Below are 17,615 nucleotides of genomic sequence, written 5' to 3'. Positions count from 1 at the left end.
ACCTTAAGACTGTTTAACCACTAGCGATAGAGCGGAAGACTGGCTACGCATCCTCCGGTATCGTGACTCAAAAAACATAGCACATGAAGTGCTTAGGCTGGTCAGGATGGCTTGCTAGATTTCTCTTTCAAGCTTCATGCCTTTAGGCTGAGGTTTCTGACCTTGTTGCAAGCGATATTCTGCGGAAATTAGCTGATTTGAGGTAGGGTCATAACCTGCCAACTATTACTCTTCTTATAAGAAGATAGTATACTTTAAATGCAATAAAAGTTTTTTATTTTTATGACTTCTCAAGATTTTTCTGATTTTTTAGATAAAAATCTACATATCGATTGCTCCAAAATAATCCTTCGCAACGATAAAAATAAACCAAAAATATATGAAGGTACAGGTTCTATTACTCGAAATTCCAAAGGAGAGTTAGAAATAGAACTATTTTATTTGGATGATAATCCTTGGATGTCATTGTGTGAACATATTGAAGCAATAGGCGAAAAGCAAGGAAATTTAACCGTACTAGATGATACAACAGCAAAAATAGGATCTATTACAGAAGAATCTGAATATTTTTCTCTATCTGCTTTTGATGTTCAAGGAAGAGAATGGAAAAGTATGAGAGTTCTAATAGGTGAGAGAAAGGATAATGGGAATCAAATATTTTTAATAGCGCAACTTCATGAAATATATTCTAATTACTCTATAAAAGAGAATGAAAAAGCCTCATTATATCTACAAATATATGGAAGAGTTAAGTTTCCTAGTAATATTTTTTTAGCCTCCAAAATTGCACAAAATCCTTTAATATCAACAGAAGAAAAATTAGAATATGCACATTTCCAATCTGCCGCACATTTTTTCGCTTGTAATTATGAATTTTTGATCAAACATAAAGATGAATTTACCATTATAGAAGTCAAGTCTGATTGTGATAAGCTATTAGAAATGATAGAAACTAGAATTTGTGAGGCTTTACAGTTTGTACTTGGTGAATTTATAGAATGGTCTACGCTTGAGCTTAATGAGCAAGGTAACAAAACTATACGTATTCAATCTTTATATAATCAAAACTATAAACCCAAGTTTAAACCTCCAATACGTTTTGAAAAATCAGATACTACAGAAGATATTTGGTGTCTTTATGAACATTATTTAAAATATATTTTGCAACATAGTAAAAAGTCATTACATCCTATATCAGGGTGGGTCAGGCGTATTTTTGAAGCAAGGGCATTATACTTAGAATCTGAAATGTTAACAATTACAGTTGCTGTAGAAAGTTTGCTGAAGATAGCCCCTCTTAAAGAAATATCAGACGTAAGAAGTGATAATAATAAATTTAATGATCTAGCATCACAAATAGACATTATTAAAAATGCAATTAATGACTTAGATATTGATGATAACTTAAACAAGAGGTTAGAAGGTTTTCTAGGAGAAATACAGTCTGGAAATGATCTCAGAGCCATAGATCGCTTATGGAACTTAGAAAATAAAGGTTTATTAGATAAAAAGTTGATAGCAGCTTGGAAATATATTCGGAATCGTGCTGCTCATGGATATGTTTTACATCCTCAAAAATTTGGAAAGTATATAAAGTTATGTAATCAGGTTACTATTTTGTTTAACCATTTAGTCTTTATCGCAATTGACTATACAGGGAATTACACTGATTATAGCGAAAAGGGATGGACAAAAAAAGAGTATAACAAAAGCAAATAATTAAAATTAGGGTAATTCAAATTGCAATGCAGTAATAGCTTTTTGAAAAATATTTCTTGGTAAAGGCGGTAGTTCTTTTAGGTCATTCCACCAGGCATGATCAATAACCCCATCTGTTGAGTAGCAGCATTACCGGCGGCAATAGTCTTACGACGATCTGCGGTATTAATAGCTGAAAGTTCCTTGGCTGTTTGAGCAGTTATGGTGTTAATTAATGCCCTGTCAATGCGGGCTTGCTGGGACTCTTCAAGCATCCGTTCGTTGACGCGACTGTTGAGGGCAGTTTGTTGGGATAGATTTTGTAAAATTTGTTGGGTGACATCTAAGTTTTGAGATTCCTCACCCAAGCTGACACTTGCTTGAGTATCTTGCCGAGTCGCTTGTTTAATTTCAGCCATTTGATTTTGGGCGGTTTGGCTCAAGGTAGCCTGACTCGCAACACCAGTAGCAACTGTTCTAGTAGCGAATTTACCAAGGTCTTCACGGATACCATAAGAGCTTTGACCATTGGTTTTGTTCTCTAAAGTTTCTGACAGCACAGCACCGGGATCATTGTTGACAGCACCGTTCATGATTCCTGCCAATATCTGGTTTAAGTCGGGAATTTGAACGGCACCCAAGGCAAAATTGAGCAGATTCCCCAGGGGATTAAAGATGTCATTCTGCACAAAATTTTTGACATCTCCGACAAAATCATTGATTTGATCTGCTGTATTTGAAGTAAAAATACTATTACCAGTAGTTTGGTTTTGTACAGCCGCCGCTAGTGGATCTCGACCATTGTCTTGAGTGCGAGCCATAACTGGACTGGCGACAAAGCCAAGTTCCCAGACTAAAATCAATGTTACTAATCTGATAGTGTGCAATTGAAATTTCATGATTTAATCTCCTAAATTCAGTAATTTATCGGTCTGACGCACGAGTTACGGAATTAAGAACCGCAGAGGACACTGAGAAATGAGAGTTTGAATGGTCACTGCTCTTTGCTCTGAGTTTGCCTTAAAGCCCTGACTGGCATAGCTGCACTGACCGCGTAGCGTCTCGCTACAGACAGGGAGCTTGTGGAAGTGAGACATTTTGCGTAAGTTATTTGACAATTAGGCATTCTTGAGAAGGTTGGTTATCGTTAGTTTTTTGGCGAATAGCGAAACGTGTGCTTTGCACTCAGGGCTGGGGTAAGGCGATTGCCTCCGGCACAGCGCTCTGCGCTATCGCCTTCGTTGCGGCTTTGCCAATCATGATCACCTTCTGTAGTTGGAGGTAAATCGCCTTGCTGCGTAGCTTGATGTCGCTCTTGACCAATATGGTGAAAGCCTTTGTTTTCTTTCAAAGCCGGAATGTAAGCATCAGTAAATGTTCTGAGTCCTAATAGTTTGCCTTTGGGGGTGTCTGGATACTGAGCCATGACCCGTTCTCTGGCTTCGCGTTCATCCTGGTTATTAGCAACAGTAGCAAGCATTAATTCTCCAGGGTAAAAACGGGTACGCCAAAATCTCCCACCTGTTTCAACGAGCCAACAGGAATAAAGGTCACTGGTACGAGGCAAAAACGCATCAGTGGCATTATGAGTAATCATATTGACGGGATAGCCCAAATAGCGTTGGAAAGAAGCAACACCGCTACTGGTAATCCGTCCCGTAATTCTGTAAGTCATGTTTTGCATGATTTGAGCGCCTGTTGCACATTCACAAATGGTGTCTGGGTCTTGGGACAGTAGAATCACGGCAATACCTTCTTTTCTGCCCGTGGCACAAGTTTCACCGATAACTTGTGCAAAACCTTCTTTACGTAAAAGCACTGAAAGCTCGTCACCAATGAACAAACTTTTCGGGTGGGATAGAGCGTTACGAATACAGGCAGTATGGGCATTAATCGCCATCAAGTAAGCATCCTGTTCGTTGCTTAATCCACTGAGGGCAAAGAATTTAATGGTTGGGGCTGGGGAAAATGTGCTGGGACGTGCGATCGCCTTTCCCAATCGAGATGCTAACAAAGCACTAACTTGACTGTGAATTTGGTTAAGTGCCTGCCGATCAATGTCTTCAAAAGACCGCAGATTTAAACGCTCTCTGGTGCAAAACTTGACGAAATCTGGTAACGTCGGTATCTGCTGCCATTGTGGTGAAAGCCAGCCCTTCTCAAATGCTTGGTTATAGCGAGCCACAATATCTGAGTCTCGGATAAATATATCCAACGCTTTTACCAGTAAAGCATCAACCCGTTGTGCCAAATGAGGATTTTGGACTTTACCCATTGCGATCGCTGTTAATGCTTTGCGAATAAAATCCTTCCAAGATTCCATCCGTCGTTCCCGTTCCAACTTGTCAAACCGGCGCAAGTCTGGCGGTTCCATGAGGTTGCTACTACCACTGGAAATATCATAATATGCTCCTTGCTCCCCCAAAAGCTCAATCGCCGTTTTGAAAGTACTATGACCACCAGCAGAGATATCCATCCCCACCACGGGGATATTGTTAGCTAATGCCTCTAAAGCAAACCGCCAACCCAAAACACTCTTGCCTGAGCCGGAAGTACCAGTAATCAAAGCCCGTCCAATCTGTTGGTGAAATAAATCAACATAAATCGGCTTACCACCACGGCCGGTCAGAAATTCTACACCTTGTTGGTCAATGTCCTTGGGAACAGTGAGAGGCATGATCCCGGCAACAGTATGAGTATCCAACGTCATCCGGCGTTCACTGAGATTGCCTCCATGCAGCAACCATTTACAGGTAATTGGCAGAGTTTGCAGCCAAATTTCCCAGGCAATATTGCGCTCTCGAATTACTTTGGCAGTCTCAAAACTGTTCGCCAACAAGTTGCAAGCGTGGGTTAACTCTTGGGTGCTGTGGCGATAAACCAAAAATATCGGCGCACAATGCAGCGCTTTCGTGCCTTGATAAAGCCGTCGTTGAGCTTCAAAGGATTCCTCTTGTTTGAGTTCTGCGCCAATATCCCTGCCCTGTCCTTTGGTGATAGCTAAAGTTCGGGCTGTCTTCGATTGTTTCGCCTGACGTGCCAGGTTGTCTTGGATGAAAAAGTCATTGCTGCGGCTAATTTCAATCCATGCTTCTGTATCATGGACGTAGCTAGAAGCGAGGATTTTCCAAATCCACTTGAGCTGGTCTTGGGTATTAGACCAACCGACGGGGGGATCTGTGACAACCATGACTCCACACACCTTGTCCTTCCCAGTCAAGTAAACTCGGTCATGATCTCCTCGATGTTCTGGACAAGCAGAACGTCCTTGTTGTCCTTCAATCAGCAGCGTACAAATGTGCTTATCTGTGGTTACGGTTTCCGTTAATTCCAGTCCCGTTTCCGTCTCTTTCAGTGTAATTACTTGGGGAATAGGCGGGGCTGTACCTTGATTAAATCGATTCCAGCAAACTTGCCACAAATCTGTCGCATTACAAGGCGTAACCTCTAAACCAATTTTGGTATTCAGTAGCAATTCCCACTGGATGAATCCTTGCTGAAATCCTTGCAGTAACAGCTTTTTGAAAAATATTTCTTGATAAAGGCGCTTGTTTCCTGTAATCTTTTCCACTGTCCAAGTACCAAATTGGCTGAATTTGGCAATTAATCCGCCTACAAAGTCTTTCTGTTGGTGGCTGGAATCAGCTTCACTCGTCCAAGTACAAAAAGCAATTTGGCTCCAGATTTGGCGAGAACCTGCTGATTGAAGTTGTTCTACGCGCAATTGCTCATTGCGAAACAATACTGAAACTGCTTTAATCTGGCAATTGTCTGCGAGGGAAGTGAGTTGAGTTTGGCGAGGAATGCCTGGGGCGGAGTTTGTCCCTAAGATGGGTGACTCAGGATCATCACTATAACAGCCAGTACAAAAGGTGATTTTTTCACCGATGGGTAGTTCTTTTAAACCTTCTTCTATCGAGTGGGCAAATTCACTGACTTCATTTTCATTTAGTAGATCATGTAGTCCAGCGATGCGAAACCCAAACACGAGTTGATACTGAGATTTGCCTTTATCTAACAACAGGGCAGCTACTTCACGCTCATCCTTTTTTATCTCTGCAATACAACAGATATTTACCTCATTTTGGAAGGGCATAAATTTACTGTTGCCTCCATACTGTTTCGGTACAATCAGTGGTTTAAGTCGGATTCGCACTTGCGAGTCTTCGTAGCGCCGACGCATCCAAGGTGGTCGATATTGGGGAATTGGTGAGATGTAAATGCTATTCCCGTTGCACCATTCTGTCCCTGGTGGGTTACGCCATCGATCCAAAAATTCATGGGGTTGGTTGCCTGTTAATATCCACCAACTGACAATTAGCCAAAACGAGGTGGCGAAAAACCAACCCATACCCAAGCTGAGGAAACCATTGGTGGCAACATAGCAAACTATAATGATGGCAATCCAAGGAACTAATTGTTCTGAGGGAATTGGCCCAATACTGGTTTGCTTACCTAGAATCCGGTTGACTTTGATGAATTCTTGATTGTCTTGTGCCATGTTTGTCTGATTCTTTGGCGTTTGTTCAATGACAATTACTTTTGAGGTGGGGGCGCAGTCTGATTTTGTCAGGTGTGTGCAATGTCTTTGGCGGATTGAGCGATGGGCGATGGCGCGGAGCGCCCGCTAAAAGCGATCGCATATTGTCCTATACTTGTATACTTGCGTCACAGCTTCGGTAAACACTACGCAAATACTGGCTACAGTCACGTATCGCGCCACAAATCAAAGAAACAGATTGAGATGGGATTGCTGATTGATAACTCGAACAGGTAAAATTAACGCAAAACAGGTGTTGTATTAGGTGATTGCTCCCGTGCCGTTACCGATAAAGATGAAAGTGATTACATCGATGGCGATAACAATAGCAAAAGCCAGACCAACTTGAGTCACAATTGGTCGCCAGTCATTACCTTGCTGGGCTTGGTTATAAGCAAATAGAGAAGCCGCCGCAACTAGCAACAAGAACGAACCTCGGATCAGGTTAAATGTCAAGCCCACAACGTTGGCATCTAGGGTGGCTGTAGAACCACCTCCGGCTTGTGAACTTTGTTGAGCTAGATTGATGAAGAAGTTTTCCAACCCGTTTAAGAAAATAGCATGGGCTGGAGTGGCAAAGGTGTCGAGTAATGCGGTGATAGTGATAATGGTCGCAACAATGTGCCAAAAACGGATTTTTCTCCCTAAATATTTTTCTAAAATGGGTACTGTACGCATGACATAGCCAATACCCAAAAATACTATGCTGGCGCATCCCAAAATCGTCACAAATATGGGTTTTGTAACCAACAAATAAATCCCCATCGCCAGACATAGTAAAATGAAGAGTAAGTCGGTGCGGTTGCTTTTTGTGGTATTCATAAATTTAGAATAAGAATTGCGAGATGGTTGCATTTTTAATTGAGAACTTGGAAATTTTTGGTGATTCATCATTGCAAATACCTGGAATAGTTCATTGATTAAAAAACCATTTGGGTAGCCAATTCTTGCGCCATTGAGAGATGCTACTGACCTTTTATTGAATTAATAATTTTGATTTTTTACCTCCACTAACTGTCTTTAATTTTGAATTTTGAATTTTGAATTTTGAATTGATTAGTTGATTGATTTAAACTTGCATTTCTGGTTTTTTTACTTTGGTTTTAGTTTGCTTCTGGCGTTGTTTTCCAGTGTCTTGCTGATCGACATCTGGAGTAGAGCGAGTTGATTGCTGGTTATTCAGTAAGGCTTCCATCTCGCGTTGGGGGATGCTGCACTGTAAAATCTCTGGAGGTTGTCCCGGCACTAAAACAGCATCCAGCACTTGTTCATCGTTGCGATTAGGGTTAAATCCTTGAAGTAGCTGTGTGCCATTGGGCAGTTTGAGCATTTCAAACTCGTACTTTGTTTTACCCTTTTCCGTCCAGGTGAAGCTCGATTCGCCATTGCTGTTAAATCGCTGAGGTAGTTGTTCTTGAAACTTGTCAATTAATGCTTGAGCGCTGGCTTTGTGGGCATATTCTGCTTTCGATTGTGGCAATTTACAGATGCCAGTTTTTTCATCAGCACTCAGATGATCTTGCGCGATCGCCCATTGTCCACGAGTCCGAGTCGCCGCAAACAGTGTTTCACCTTGGGTATTTTCTAAAGCTATCGCTACCTGTTTGTTTTGTGTTTCTACCCATAAAGTTTTATTACTAGAAATGGCAATACCATCTTTGGCAGATTTATCAAATAACTCACTAGCAACCTTGGCAAATCCCACCAAAGCATCGGCGCAAGCAACTTGTTGTTGATGCCCTTGGCGTTGCTCTAAATTTTTTAAAATGTCAACTTCTGCTGGTGGTTGGCTGGTAGAATTAGGTAGAACATTATTTTCTTCCACATCTGGCTCAACATCAGCCTGGCTTTGTTGTGTTGCCATCTGTTTTTCTAATCGGCCAATTGCCTTTTCTAAACGGTCAAGTCGTTTGTCAAGAAGTTTTAGGTATGCTTCAATTTGGTCAAGTTGTTCGCTGACAGTGGCATCTTTATCTAATTTAAATGGCTGAGATTGGTATTTGGGGTCGAGTTTGACACCAATATTGTCTACTTTGGAGCCGATTTTGGTAGCAGCTACAGCCAATGGATTGTTTGCGGTTGGTTCTTCAGATATAGTTTGATTATCTTCAGACTTTTGAGACTGGGATGAGTCTGGATTGGCTGCTTGCAAGCGACTGGATATATGATCTACGCGGTCATTTTGTCGTTGCAGTTCTTTGAGAATGCGCTGGAGTCTTTTTGCATCAGCTTCGGCTGCTAGCTGCTCCAAAACACCCTGTCCCACTGCAATTCCTAGAGTTCCCAGTTGTCCTGCTAGTCCGACTACATTCACCCCATTTACTTCTCGTCCATTGGTTGCTGCTGTGGCACTTAAACGCGAAGCTTCGTCTAAAGGTTCTCTGGTTTTGGCGTTTTTAGTTGCCGATTTATTGGTTTTCGCTCTCTCCTGAGTTTTAGCTTGTGCTTTTGGAGGGGATTTACTTTGGGTTTTTGTTGATGTTTTGGCTGAAGTTTTAGTTTGGCTGGTGCGAACAGAACTAATTGAAGGCTCGTCTTCTTGATCTAAATCATCAAGTTCATCAAGTTCAGTGTTGAAATCTGCATTCAACAGGTCGTCCAGTTCGTCGTCAATATCATCTATTTCTTCATTTTCCTCATCTAAATCGAGCAAGTCATCTTCTAATTCATCATCGAGATCATCAAGTTCAGTCTCAGCAAAACCGCAGATTTCCGCAATGTTAGAAGGAGTGAAATAGTTTTCATCCTTGCTGGTAATTCCTTCCAGGTTTTTGATTAGGTATTTGCCACTGGTTCTGTGTCCAGGATCACTGGTGAGGTAGAAGCGATAGCCTCTAATCTCTTGATCATCGTCACCTCCTACGCAGAGTTCTACTGTGATAGGGGCTTTCCCCGATTCTTGGCTGTAATTTTCTACACAGGTTTTAAAGTCTTCGTGAGACTGGATAGCATCATCTTGAATCGAGGATGCGATCGCTTTATCCAGTGTGTTTTCAATATGGCGGAGTTTACGGCGGTCTGTGAGGTTTTCCCAGGAGCGAGTTTGAGAACTTTGTTTGCGCTTGAGTTTGGTTAGTGTTTTGGTAGCCATTATTTACTCAAAGCTGATTGCCTTAGCAGTTAAGGTAACAAGGCTTTGTATAAGATGGCATATACCTAATGGCTATTTATCTGTTGTCCATTTGGCTATTAACGTCAGTTGCTAGTTGAGCCAAAAGTGACATCGTTACCACTATACAGAATAAATGCGTATATGTAACCTTAATGGAGGAATCACGGGGCTTTTCTACGGAACGCTTTGCGATCGCCCATCGCTACGGTCATTAAAAGAATCACTAAATATAGGCAAAAAATTTTTAGTTTTCAGGACTTACGCAAAAATTTCTAAAAATCTTGATTTATTGAACCGCCAAGTCGCCAAGAACGCCAAGAAAACGCAGAGTCTGCGTAAGTCCTAGTTTTAATAAAATTGACAAAATAGAGTGATAATTTATTACATCGACGTAATATAATAGAACGTAAACTGGGAAAGAAAATATACGAATAAGTTTAATATGACAGGACATCAAAAATTTAGCAACCTTACTAAAGATTTATCCTCAAAAAGAAAAGCTAAAATTGCTATTCAAACAGCTGAACTAAAAGAAGAAATGGCATTAGCTGAATTACGCCAAGCTTTAAAAAATATTTTAAGATTAATATTTCTATACAATATATTAAACTCTACAAACATCCTCTAAACGTATTGCTTCTAAAATTTGTACTATCAACTTAAGATACCATTTACCAACTCCACGGATAATTTGAATTTGATCATCATCAATTACGAATTTATCCTTGTTTTTAGGATGAGTTACTTCATTTCTCATATCAATTGATTGACAAAATAAGCCCCATTCTTTTCCATTGATTTCTAATAATTCAAAAATAAAGATTTTCTCCACTATTTTTATAGTATCTTTGACATTTTCTTTTGTTGGTTGTCTTTTAGATTCTAAAAACTTAATTTCTGAGTCTTGTAATAATCCTGGATTCTTGGAATTTTCTATTAAGGCTATTTGTTTAAGTACACATATAGTACCATCAATAGTAGCAAATAGCGTTCGTGTATAAGTTCTTCGAGAAAATTTACTATCATTGTCATTAATAAATTTCTCGGCACTAGCTAAATCAGTAATTAAATCAAATAAATGACTAACAAAATCTTTGAATTGTTCTCTATTCATAAAGTAAATCGGATAGTTTTTTTTATCAATATAGCAATCTAAAATCTTAGTAATTATCTAAGTTGAACAATTTTTGCTGTTCGTAGTCACTTTCTTGTTTTGATTCAAATTTCAGAGCAAGTATGGATTTTACATTTTCTTTTATTATATTGAAATCTGTTTTAGCTTCATAACCAGACCAATAATCATAATCTTTGGCACTTTGCCCAACAGCCACTTTTGCAAAAATATATAATTGGTCGTATTCTATTTCCTCAATAATGTTGACTACTCCCCACTTACAAACTGCTCTATCTTCAATATCTTCTAAGTCTCCGATTTCAGAATCAACAATTACATCTTTGATATCGATAGATTCATTAGTTATATAAACAAGGATAGCTACTATATTGTTACTTTCATTAATTATTTCTAGTCCGGTTATTTTTTTACTCATGACTATTATTTTGTCCTTATTCAAAAATTTCCGCAAAACATTGAAAATAGCAGTCAAATTATCCATTGTTGGATTACCTTTTGCAGATAACATCCTATGTAAACTCTTACTAGGTTTAGAAGTTTCAATTGCTAACTGTTCAAAACCTACTGTTGCATTGACGATATCTCTCAAAATCAGTCTTGCTGTTTCTGGTTCACCATTCAGGAAAAGAGAAATAGCTTCATCAAGTAGAGCGATCGCAAACTCAGAATCTCTTTGCACTCGTGCATTAACGGTTTCTTTAAAGTCTCTAGTTAGTGCCATAATAACTACCTCTTATCTCTATTATCTAATTCCAAGCGAGACTTAGCAACTGTTACCTTCGCAGATGCTTGAGCATCTAAGCTATCAAACCATTCTTGGTAAGGACTTGAACCATCTTCTTTAAGATATTCTTGAACTTTTATCACAGACATACTGATATAGTAACTTATATGTTACTATATGTCAAGCGGTGTGATTCTAAATAAACTTGATGAAGCTAATCTTCAGATTTTCAGTTAGGAATTAACCATGATTGATACCATTAACTCAATTCTATATTTTGACTGCGACTGTGGTTTCTATTATTTAATATCTCCTGTTTCCTATTTAGCGATACCTGGGTTGAGTACAACGATTGCTTAGAGGATGTATTAGCTGATAATTGCTTCCTCTCCAAAATCATCTCCTCTAATTCACTTGCGGCTGCTTCTGAAAGCGGAAATATCTCCTCATCCGTGTGCAGATTCCCTCGACAAATCGTCCGCTTATCCTGATTCCGCACAATAAAATCACCACTAGACTGCACATAAGCTGTCCACCGTTCGCCAATTTTAAACTGCTCAATTTCATTAGTTGTAGATTGATTAGCCTGTCGCTGTGCGTAGGTAATAGCAATAGCGCCTACTAAATTTTCAAACATTTCCTTCCGCCAAACATCCTGGTTGAGACTTCCAAATTGTCCAGCCGTATCCACCTCAGCTTCCGATTCTGGTAATACTACCTCTGGCAAATGTATCGATTCCGGATTAACCTTGAGGATAATACTAGAACCATCTGGTTTGAGAGTAGCAGCAAATGTTGCACCAATCGGCAGCTTCGGACTATCCGGTGCAAAAGTGCCTAAATTTTTACCATCAATCTGTAATATTGGTGTCCCGTTGTAACGATAAAATTCTGGGTGTGACTCAGGTAACTCAAAAATTCCTACTTCCAAAGTTACGCTATGCTTTTTCCACTGCTTACTAGCAAAGTCTTCATGGGCAAAATCATTGTATTTGATCCCCAATACCTTAATCTCATCAAACTGAAAATTCTCAAGTTGCTCACAGACTTCTTCAGTAAACAAGTTATATGCCAAAGCACCCACACCGGAATCATGACGTGATTCTGCCCAATTGTGATCGGCTGGTGGGATAATTCTTAAATCTTTGGGGATATCCAATTCATCAAAATCATTAACATTGTCACCAAATTTAGCTGCTAATTTCTCAACTAATTTAGGCGATAAATCCTGGAAAGCAAATTCAATCACAGGTAATTGAGGATGAATAGTAGCATCAAATTTAATTGCTTTTTGCTCTAAAGATTGCTTCCATTTAATAGCACCTGCCCCAAAAGGAACACTCAAAACATAAGTATCTTGCGGTAATGCAGCACTGGGAAGTTGATAATCTTGCTCAAACGCAAAAGTAATTTCCATGTCTGCGGCTAATTGCAAACAGTCTTTGCGATGTCTATCTATTTCTGGACGAGTGTGTTGTGTGTGCCATAGTGCCGCCGCACCTGCAAACCTTTCCTCTGGTGTGATAAACAATTCATCAATTTCCGCCCGATAGCTTTCGTAGAGTTTCCCTAGTTCCTCATTAAAAGCATCTCTGTCATCTCCCACCCGTTCCTTAATTTCATCTCTAGCTTCCTGAAATCTGGTTTTCAATTCTTCTGCCCATTCCAAGGCATCTACAGATAATGTCTCCTTGGGAAATAAATAGCGAAATTCATGTCTGTCTCGGCTGCGAATGCGTGTTGGTTCCCACAAGGGATTGACTACTTCTCTGGCAATGACATTAATTGAGCCGGGAGCATCCGCAGGCATAGCAAAGGAGCGATAAAGCCGTTCATCTTTTTTAAAGTCAAAAAAGTAACTGGGATGAGATTCTGACCATTGTTTCGCATTGGCTAATAAATTCGCACCATCAATTTCTGTGATGTCCTCCAGTCTTTCGGCACTTTTGGGCGAGTCTACTTCTACTTGCAGTGCCTGAAATAATCGATTGAGCAACTTTCCCTGACGGCGGGCAAATCGCTGAGGATTTTCCCCCTCATGAGGCATTGAGGACTGCACACGTCCAATGTTGGTCGCCACCAAGCCCACTTTATTTTGGTTGACCACAGCAGCAATTTGAGACAAGCTACGGTATTTTAAGTTGCCTTCCTCATCTGTGATTTCCGTATATGGCAGCTTGGGACGTTGTTTAACTGGCTCAAATCGTCCTGGTTCACCTGCGCGCAGAGTTTCACTGGCAATGTTAGGCAGTTTACTGGCAGGACTGACCATTAATTGATCTCCGTCAAAATCGGCTTGGTGGTATTCTTCGGCATCTTTGGGGTGAATCCAAACTACGTTGCGAGTTTTTTTTAATTTTGGCTCGTGGATATTTTGGTAGAGGCGAATGTTGTCTGAGTTGACGATGGGGTAACGGGTGAGAATTACATCTCCTTCTGGTAGATGGGGTACACAAATTGTCCCACGAGTCAGGCGATCGCACGGCATAGCCATACCGGAATTATGGCTGTATCCACTCTTAATTGCTAGGTCACGCCATCGGTTAGCGATGTAATCTGTCGCAAATTTCCGAAATTTGGGGGTTTCAATCAATTGCCCATATTTATCGTTGCGGAGTAGAGAAATCCAGCGCGATTCCTGTGCTTGGTTGTTAGTGTTACCTTCAATTTGGTCAACAGCTTCTTCTGACTGCTCTGGTTGCGCTCGCTGTTGTTTGTCATATTCTTGAATAATGTATTTCGCCAATTCCAAGGGATGACTCTGCAATTGGGCTAGTTCTCTAGCCTTGTTCTCAGTGGGTAGACTTAAATCTTGCTTAACTGCGGCTTCTGAGTACCAAATGGTAAATTGCCAACTATTATCGTAGCTGGTAGCTTTGGCATTACCTCGATTACCAATCACCGCTTGAGGCAATTCATAGTCACCACAAGGAATTAAATTTTTCAGATGAGATTTTTTAATGCCTTTAATTGAGGAACGATCCATAATTATGTCGTAGCCCTCAGCATCAGTCAACTGGGCATCAGGTAAGAAAGTGCCTTTAGACAAAAAGCTGGTTTTTGGACATTGCGAGTCATCAGCGTTAGCCCAACATTTCATCCAGGCAAACCGAAATTGTAGCGGACAATTGCGTTCTCCTCCTAGTTGTTTGGCGAGTCGAGGCGAAATTTTACCATGACAGTCTCCGGTTTTGTAGTCAGCGTATTGTGGATCTTTAAAGTCCACGATTTTTACGCGTAACCCTGTAAATGTTTCTGCGGCTTTGTAGCAATTACTGACTAATAAAGAACCATAGCGACAAGCAGTATCCGGTTCTGTAGCGAATAAGCGTCTAATTTTCTTTCGCAGTGAATCATCAGCAAAGTAATAATTATTGCCAGAATTGAAAGCTAATTTACGTGGGATACCATCTGCAAATGTTCTGTTTTTTAACTGATTCGCATCTGGAGTTTTGCTATCAATTTTCACCAGTAGTAGAGATTGTAAATCTTCGGCAGGAAACATCTGTTCTAGCAAGGAATTTTTGACAATCTCTGGTTCAGATAAATATTTGCCCTTGCCGTTATTATAAGACCCATCAAAGATAGGTATGCTCAGACCAGAACCTTCTAAGACTCTAGTAGTCAGATCCATTGCCAAATTTGTGAGCGCTTGCCTAGAAAGCGTGAGATTATTTGTTTAGTCAACAGGATTTTTCGCAGCCGCAGACATCGTGAATTGCTGAACTCTTTTTTAACTTGCTATAAAATCAGCTTATACGCAATTATCCAAGTGGATATTTTTACAAATTGGTTAAAAATGGTTTTCTATTCCCAATGTAGCTAGAGGACTCCCGTCACATCCGCAAGGATTGATGGTGAGATGAATGGCCACCAGTGTAAAACTGAGAGCAGCGAATCATTGTTTTGAGTCACATTGCGACCGATGCGACCGAAAACGAGAGTGATCACAGTAAATACCTAGAGTGCCTATCTCTGAGGCATTAGAGAATTATTCTCATGAAAAATTGGCAGCACAAGCTTTGTTTTCTACCAACCAAGAATAAAAACCAGAAATAATTTTTCAAGTGGTTTGTGCGTCGTTGATAATCAAATAAGAGGAGTATAGACTGATCAACTCATCAGCAACAAGCTGTTTGTCTAGGTAAGTAAACTGTAAAAATACTGCCTTGTCCCGTAATAGATGAAACCAAGATAATTCCCTGATGGGCTGATATGATTTGACGTGACAAATATAATCCTAAACCGTTTCCTCGACGCTGATGCTTGCCTTGTCGAAAGCGCTCAAATAAGTGTAATTGTTCTGCGTGACTCATGCCAATGCCCGTGTCTTCTACTTCAATTGTTACCCCTTTACAAGTGGAATTGAGACGAATTTTTACCGAACCAGTATCAGTGAAGCGAATAGCGTTACCAATTAAGTTAGTCAGCAGTCGGCGGAGTTCCAAGCGATCGCCGCTTATTTTCACCGCAGATGCTTCAATACCCTCTGCCAATACAGCTTGCAGAGTTAACTGTTTGATTTCAGCCAAAGTCATGAGTTCTTGTACCACCTGCTGACACAACTCCCACAAATCAACCACAAAGAAATCTAAAGTTTTGCATCCAGCTTCATACTGATAAACTTCTAACAAAGTATCGACCATTGACAACAAAGTTTGGTTACTCTGAGCCATGTGTTCTAAAGATTCCTTCATTGCTGATAAAGTATCACCAAAAACACCTCTTTGTAACAAGTTCAGGTATTGGTCAGCTGCTATCAACGGAGTTCGTAAGTCGTGAGTCAAGTGGGTGACAAAATCCTCACGTCGTTGACAAAGGAGTAGCTGTTCGTCCATGCTGTGTTTTAGTCTCAGCAAGGCTCTGACTCTGGCTAGTAATTCATCCTTACCTACTGGTTTGCGAATAAATTCATCAGCACCTGCATCTAAACCTTTGACAACATTTGATTTTTCCGATCCTGTTACCAGTAAAATTGGAATAAAGGGTATATTTGAGTTTCGCTTAATTTCTTGTGTGACTTCATAGCCATCCATATCCGGCATCAACACATCTAATATTACTAAGTCGGGAGGAGATTTGGTAATTTGCATTAATGCTTCCGCGCCACTCTCGGCAACGATGACGTTATATCCCTTCAACTTCAAGGTGATTTGCAGTAAGCGGAGACTGTCGGCTGAGTCATCCACTAGCAAAATACTGGGTTTTCTAGCTTCTAAAGTTGTATCGCAAGAGAATGTATTCATTAAACGCCTCTGTGAAACAATACCCTTGTCAGACGAGGAGAAAGCAGTAATTTAGCTAAATTTCGGGGCAAAAGTGGGATTTTCATTGCCATGCTGACCACAAAATCGTGTTGCTTCCCTTTGTTTTGTAGTTAATTCGCTTATGACTTTCAGCTAAAATTGTCAGTTAGGCAAAAGTTACATCCTCCTATGGGCGTGGTTGCAGACATAGGTTAGTATAAGTTGTGTAGAGTTTAGTTTAACCCCAGTAGTTTTATATTGTTTTAATACTTTAGGAAGATTTTTTACAGCAGTTTTTAGGTTAAGAACATTGAGATGTGGCTTTGGATCTCAATAGCCACATTTTGGCTGAATAGCTCAAAATTTTCGTCCAATGGAGTAATCCGTTGTTTTTAACCATATTCGACAATGAAAAAAGTATAGTTACCAAGCTGTGAATTATGGGAAATATCCGAGTCGTAATTATTGAAGACCACAACTTAACGCGGATTGGGATGCGTAGTTCTCTCAACGAGCAAGAAGGTATTCAAGTTGTAGGTGATGAAGGCACAGCTAAAAATGGGTTGAAACTGCTGCAAAGTACGAAACCAGATATAGCGATTGTTGATATTGGCTTACCGGATCAAGACGGAATATCGCTGGTGCAGCAGTTTCGTAAATCTCTAGAGTCAGGAGTAGCAGATCAGACTAAAGTAATTATGCTGACTTCCTTTGCCAAAGAAGAAATCGTGCTGGCAGCGTTTGCAGCTGGTGCAGATTCCTATTGTGTGAAAACGATTAAATTTGAGTTATTGCTAGAAGCGTTATATGTGACTTATGAAGGTCAGTCGTGGATTGATCCGGCGATCGCTCGAATTATTCTCAAGCATACTCGTCAATCGGCTATGGTTCAACCAAATGCTGCTCAAACAGTGACTATCTCTGCTATCGACCCAGAGCAAGCAACTATTCTGGAAGCAGACCCACTCACAAATCGGGAACTGCAAGTATTGGAGTTAATTGTCCAAGGCTATACGAATCAAGAGATTGCCAATAAACTTTATATCAGCTTGGGGACTGTGAAAGTATATGTGCGGGGTGTGTTGAACAAACTTTGTGCAAGCGATCGCACTCAGGCAGCTGTCTTGGCATTACGAGCTGGGTTGCTAAATTGAAGTCGT

At 40.3% G+C, this 17,615-nt stretch carries 12 protein-coding genes; 3 read left to right on the top strand and 9 right to left on the bottom strand.

Annotation, left to right across the window (positions count from 1 at the left end; translation table 11 throughout):
• Positions 1 to 282 precede the first annotated feature (282 nt).
• Positions 283 to 1,719 carry a hypothetical protein gene (locus AACX33_RS19350; RefSeq protein ID WP_227788729.1) on the top strand — a complete coding sequence of 479 codons (1,437 nt, stop codon included), beginning with the start codon at positions 283 to 285 and terminating at the stop codon, positions 1,717 to 1,719.
• 77 nt (positions 1,720 to 1,796) lie between these two features.
• Here the strand turns inward: AACX33_RS19350 and AACX33_RS19345 are convergent, their stop codons facing one another.
• The 4 genes from AACX33_RS19345 to AACX33_RS19330 all read right to left on the bottom strand — a co-directional run bounded on the left by AACX33_RS19345 (position 1,797) and on the right by AACX33_RS19330 (position 9,329).
• Positions 1,797 to 2,597: a hypothetical protein gene (locus AACX33_RS19345; RefSeq protein ID WP_227788728.1), complete on the bottom strand. Its 801-nt coding sequence runs from the start codon at positions 2,595 to 2,597 to the stop codon at positions 1,797 to 1,799.
• 248 nt (positions 2,598 to 2,845) lie between these two features.
• Positions 2,846 to 6,199 (bottom strand): hypothetical protein, encoded by a 3,354-nt coding sequence (locus AACX33_RS19340; RefSeq protein ID WP_227788727.1) that lies wholly within the window; start codon positions 6,197 to 6,199, stop codon positions 2,846 to 2,848.
• A gap of 300 nt (positions 6,200 to 6,499) precedes the next feature.
• The gene (locus AACX33_RS19335) at positions 6,500 to 7,060 is read right to left on the bottom strand and encodes a hypothetical protein (protein ID WP_227788726.1); all 561 of its coding nucleotides are present in this window, start codon (positions 7,058 to 7,060) and stop codon (positions 6,500 to 6,502) included.
• Positions 7,061 to 7,307: 247 nt separating this feature from the next.
• Positions 7,308 to 9,329 carry a hypothetical protein gene (locus AACX33_RS19330; protein WP_227788725.1) on the bottom strand — a complete coding sequence of 674 codons (2,022 nt, stop codon included), beginning with the start codon at positions 9,327 to 9,329 and terminating at the stop codon, positions 7,308 to 7,310.
• A 463-nt stretch (positions 9,330 to 9,792) separates the two neighbouring features.
• Here AACX33_RS19330 and AACX33_RS19325 point away from each other — a divergent pair, with 463 nt between their 5' ends.
• On the top strand, positions 9,793 to 9,978 hold the full coding sequence (locus AACX33_RS19325) for a hypothetical protein (protein ID WP_227788724.1): 186 nt from the start codon (positions 9,793 to 9,795) through the stop codon (positions 9,976 to 9,978).
• On the opposite strand, the gene AACX33_RS19320 is transcribed toward AACX33_RS19325, so the two are convergent.
• From AACX33_RS19320 to AACX33_RS19300, 5 genes are all read right to left on the bottom strand, one after another.
• On the bottom strand, positions 9,955 to 10,464 hold the full coding sequence (locus AACX33_RS19320) for a hypothetical protein (RefSeq protein WP_227788723.1): 510 nt from the start codon (positions 10,462 to 10,464) through the stop codon (positions 9,955 to 9,957). The genes AACX33_RS19325 and AACX33_RS19320 overlap by 24 nt on opposite strands.
• A 46-nt stretch (positions 10,465 to 10,510) precedes the next feature.
• Positions 10,511 to 11,206, bottom strand: coding sequence for a helix-turn-helix domain-containing transcriptional regulator (locus tag AACX33_RS19315; RefSeq protein WP_227788722.1), 696 nt, complete (start codon positions 11,204 to 11,206; stop codon positions 10,511 to 10,513).
• A gap of 5 nt (positions 11,207 to 11,211) precedes the next feature.
• Positions 11,212 to 11,358 carry a hypothetical protein gene (locus AACX33_RS19310; protein ID WP_227788721.1) on the bottom strand — a complete coding sequence of 49 codons (147 nt, stop codon included), beginning with the start codon at positions 11,356 to 11,358 and terminating at the stop codon, positions 11,212 to 11,214.
• 110 nt (positions 11,359 to 11,468) lie between these two features.
• Positions 11,469 to 14,843 (bottom strand): hypothetical protein, encoded by a 3,375-nt coding sequence (locus AACX33_RS19305; RefSeq protein WP_227788720.1) that lies wholly within the window; start codon positions 14,841 to 14,843, stop codon positions 11,469 to 11,471.
• A gap of 487 nt (positions 14,844 to 15,330) precedes the next feature.
• Positions 15,331 to 16,455, bottom strand: coding sequence for a sensor histidine kinase (locus AACX33_RS19300; protein ID WP_227788719.1), 1,125 nt, complete (start codon positions 16,453 to 16,455; stop codon positions 15,331 to 15,333).
• 440 nt (positions 16,456 to 16,895) lie between these two features.
• Here AACX33_RS19300 and AACX33_RS19295 point away from each other — a divergent pair, with 440 nt between their 5' ends.
• Positions 16,896 to 17,609, top strand: a complete 714-nt coding sequence (locus AACX33_RS19295) for a response regulator (RefSeq protein ID WP_227788718.1) — start codon at positions 16,896 to 16,898, stop codon at positions 17,607 to 17,609.
• Positions 17,610 to 17,615 lie beyond the last annotated feature (6 nt).

It is taken from the genome of Nodularia sp. LEGE 04288 (assembly GCF_963896525.1).
GTDB lineage: Bacteria > Cyanobacteriota > Cyanobacteriia > Cyanobacteriales > Nostocaceae > Nodularia.
Note: the sequence above shows the minus strand (reverse complement) of the source record. Positions and strands in the feature narration are given on the sequence as shown.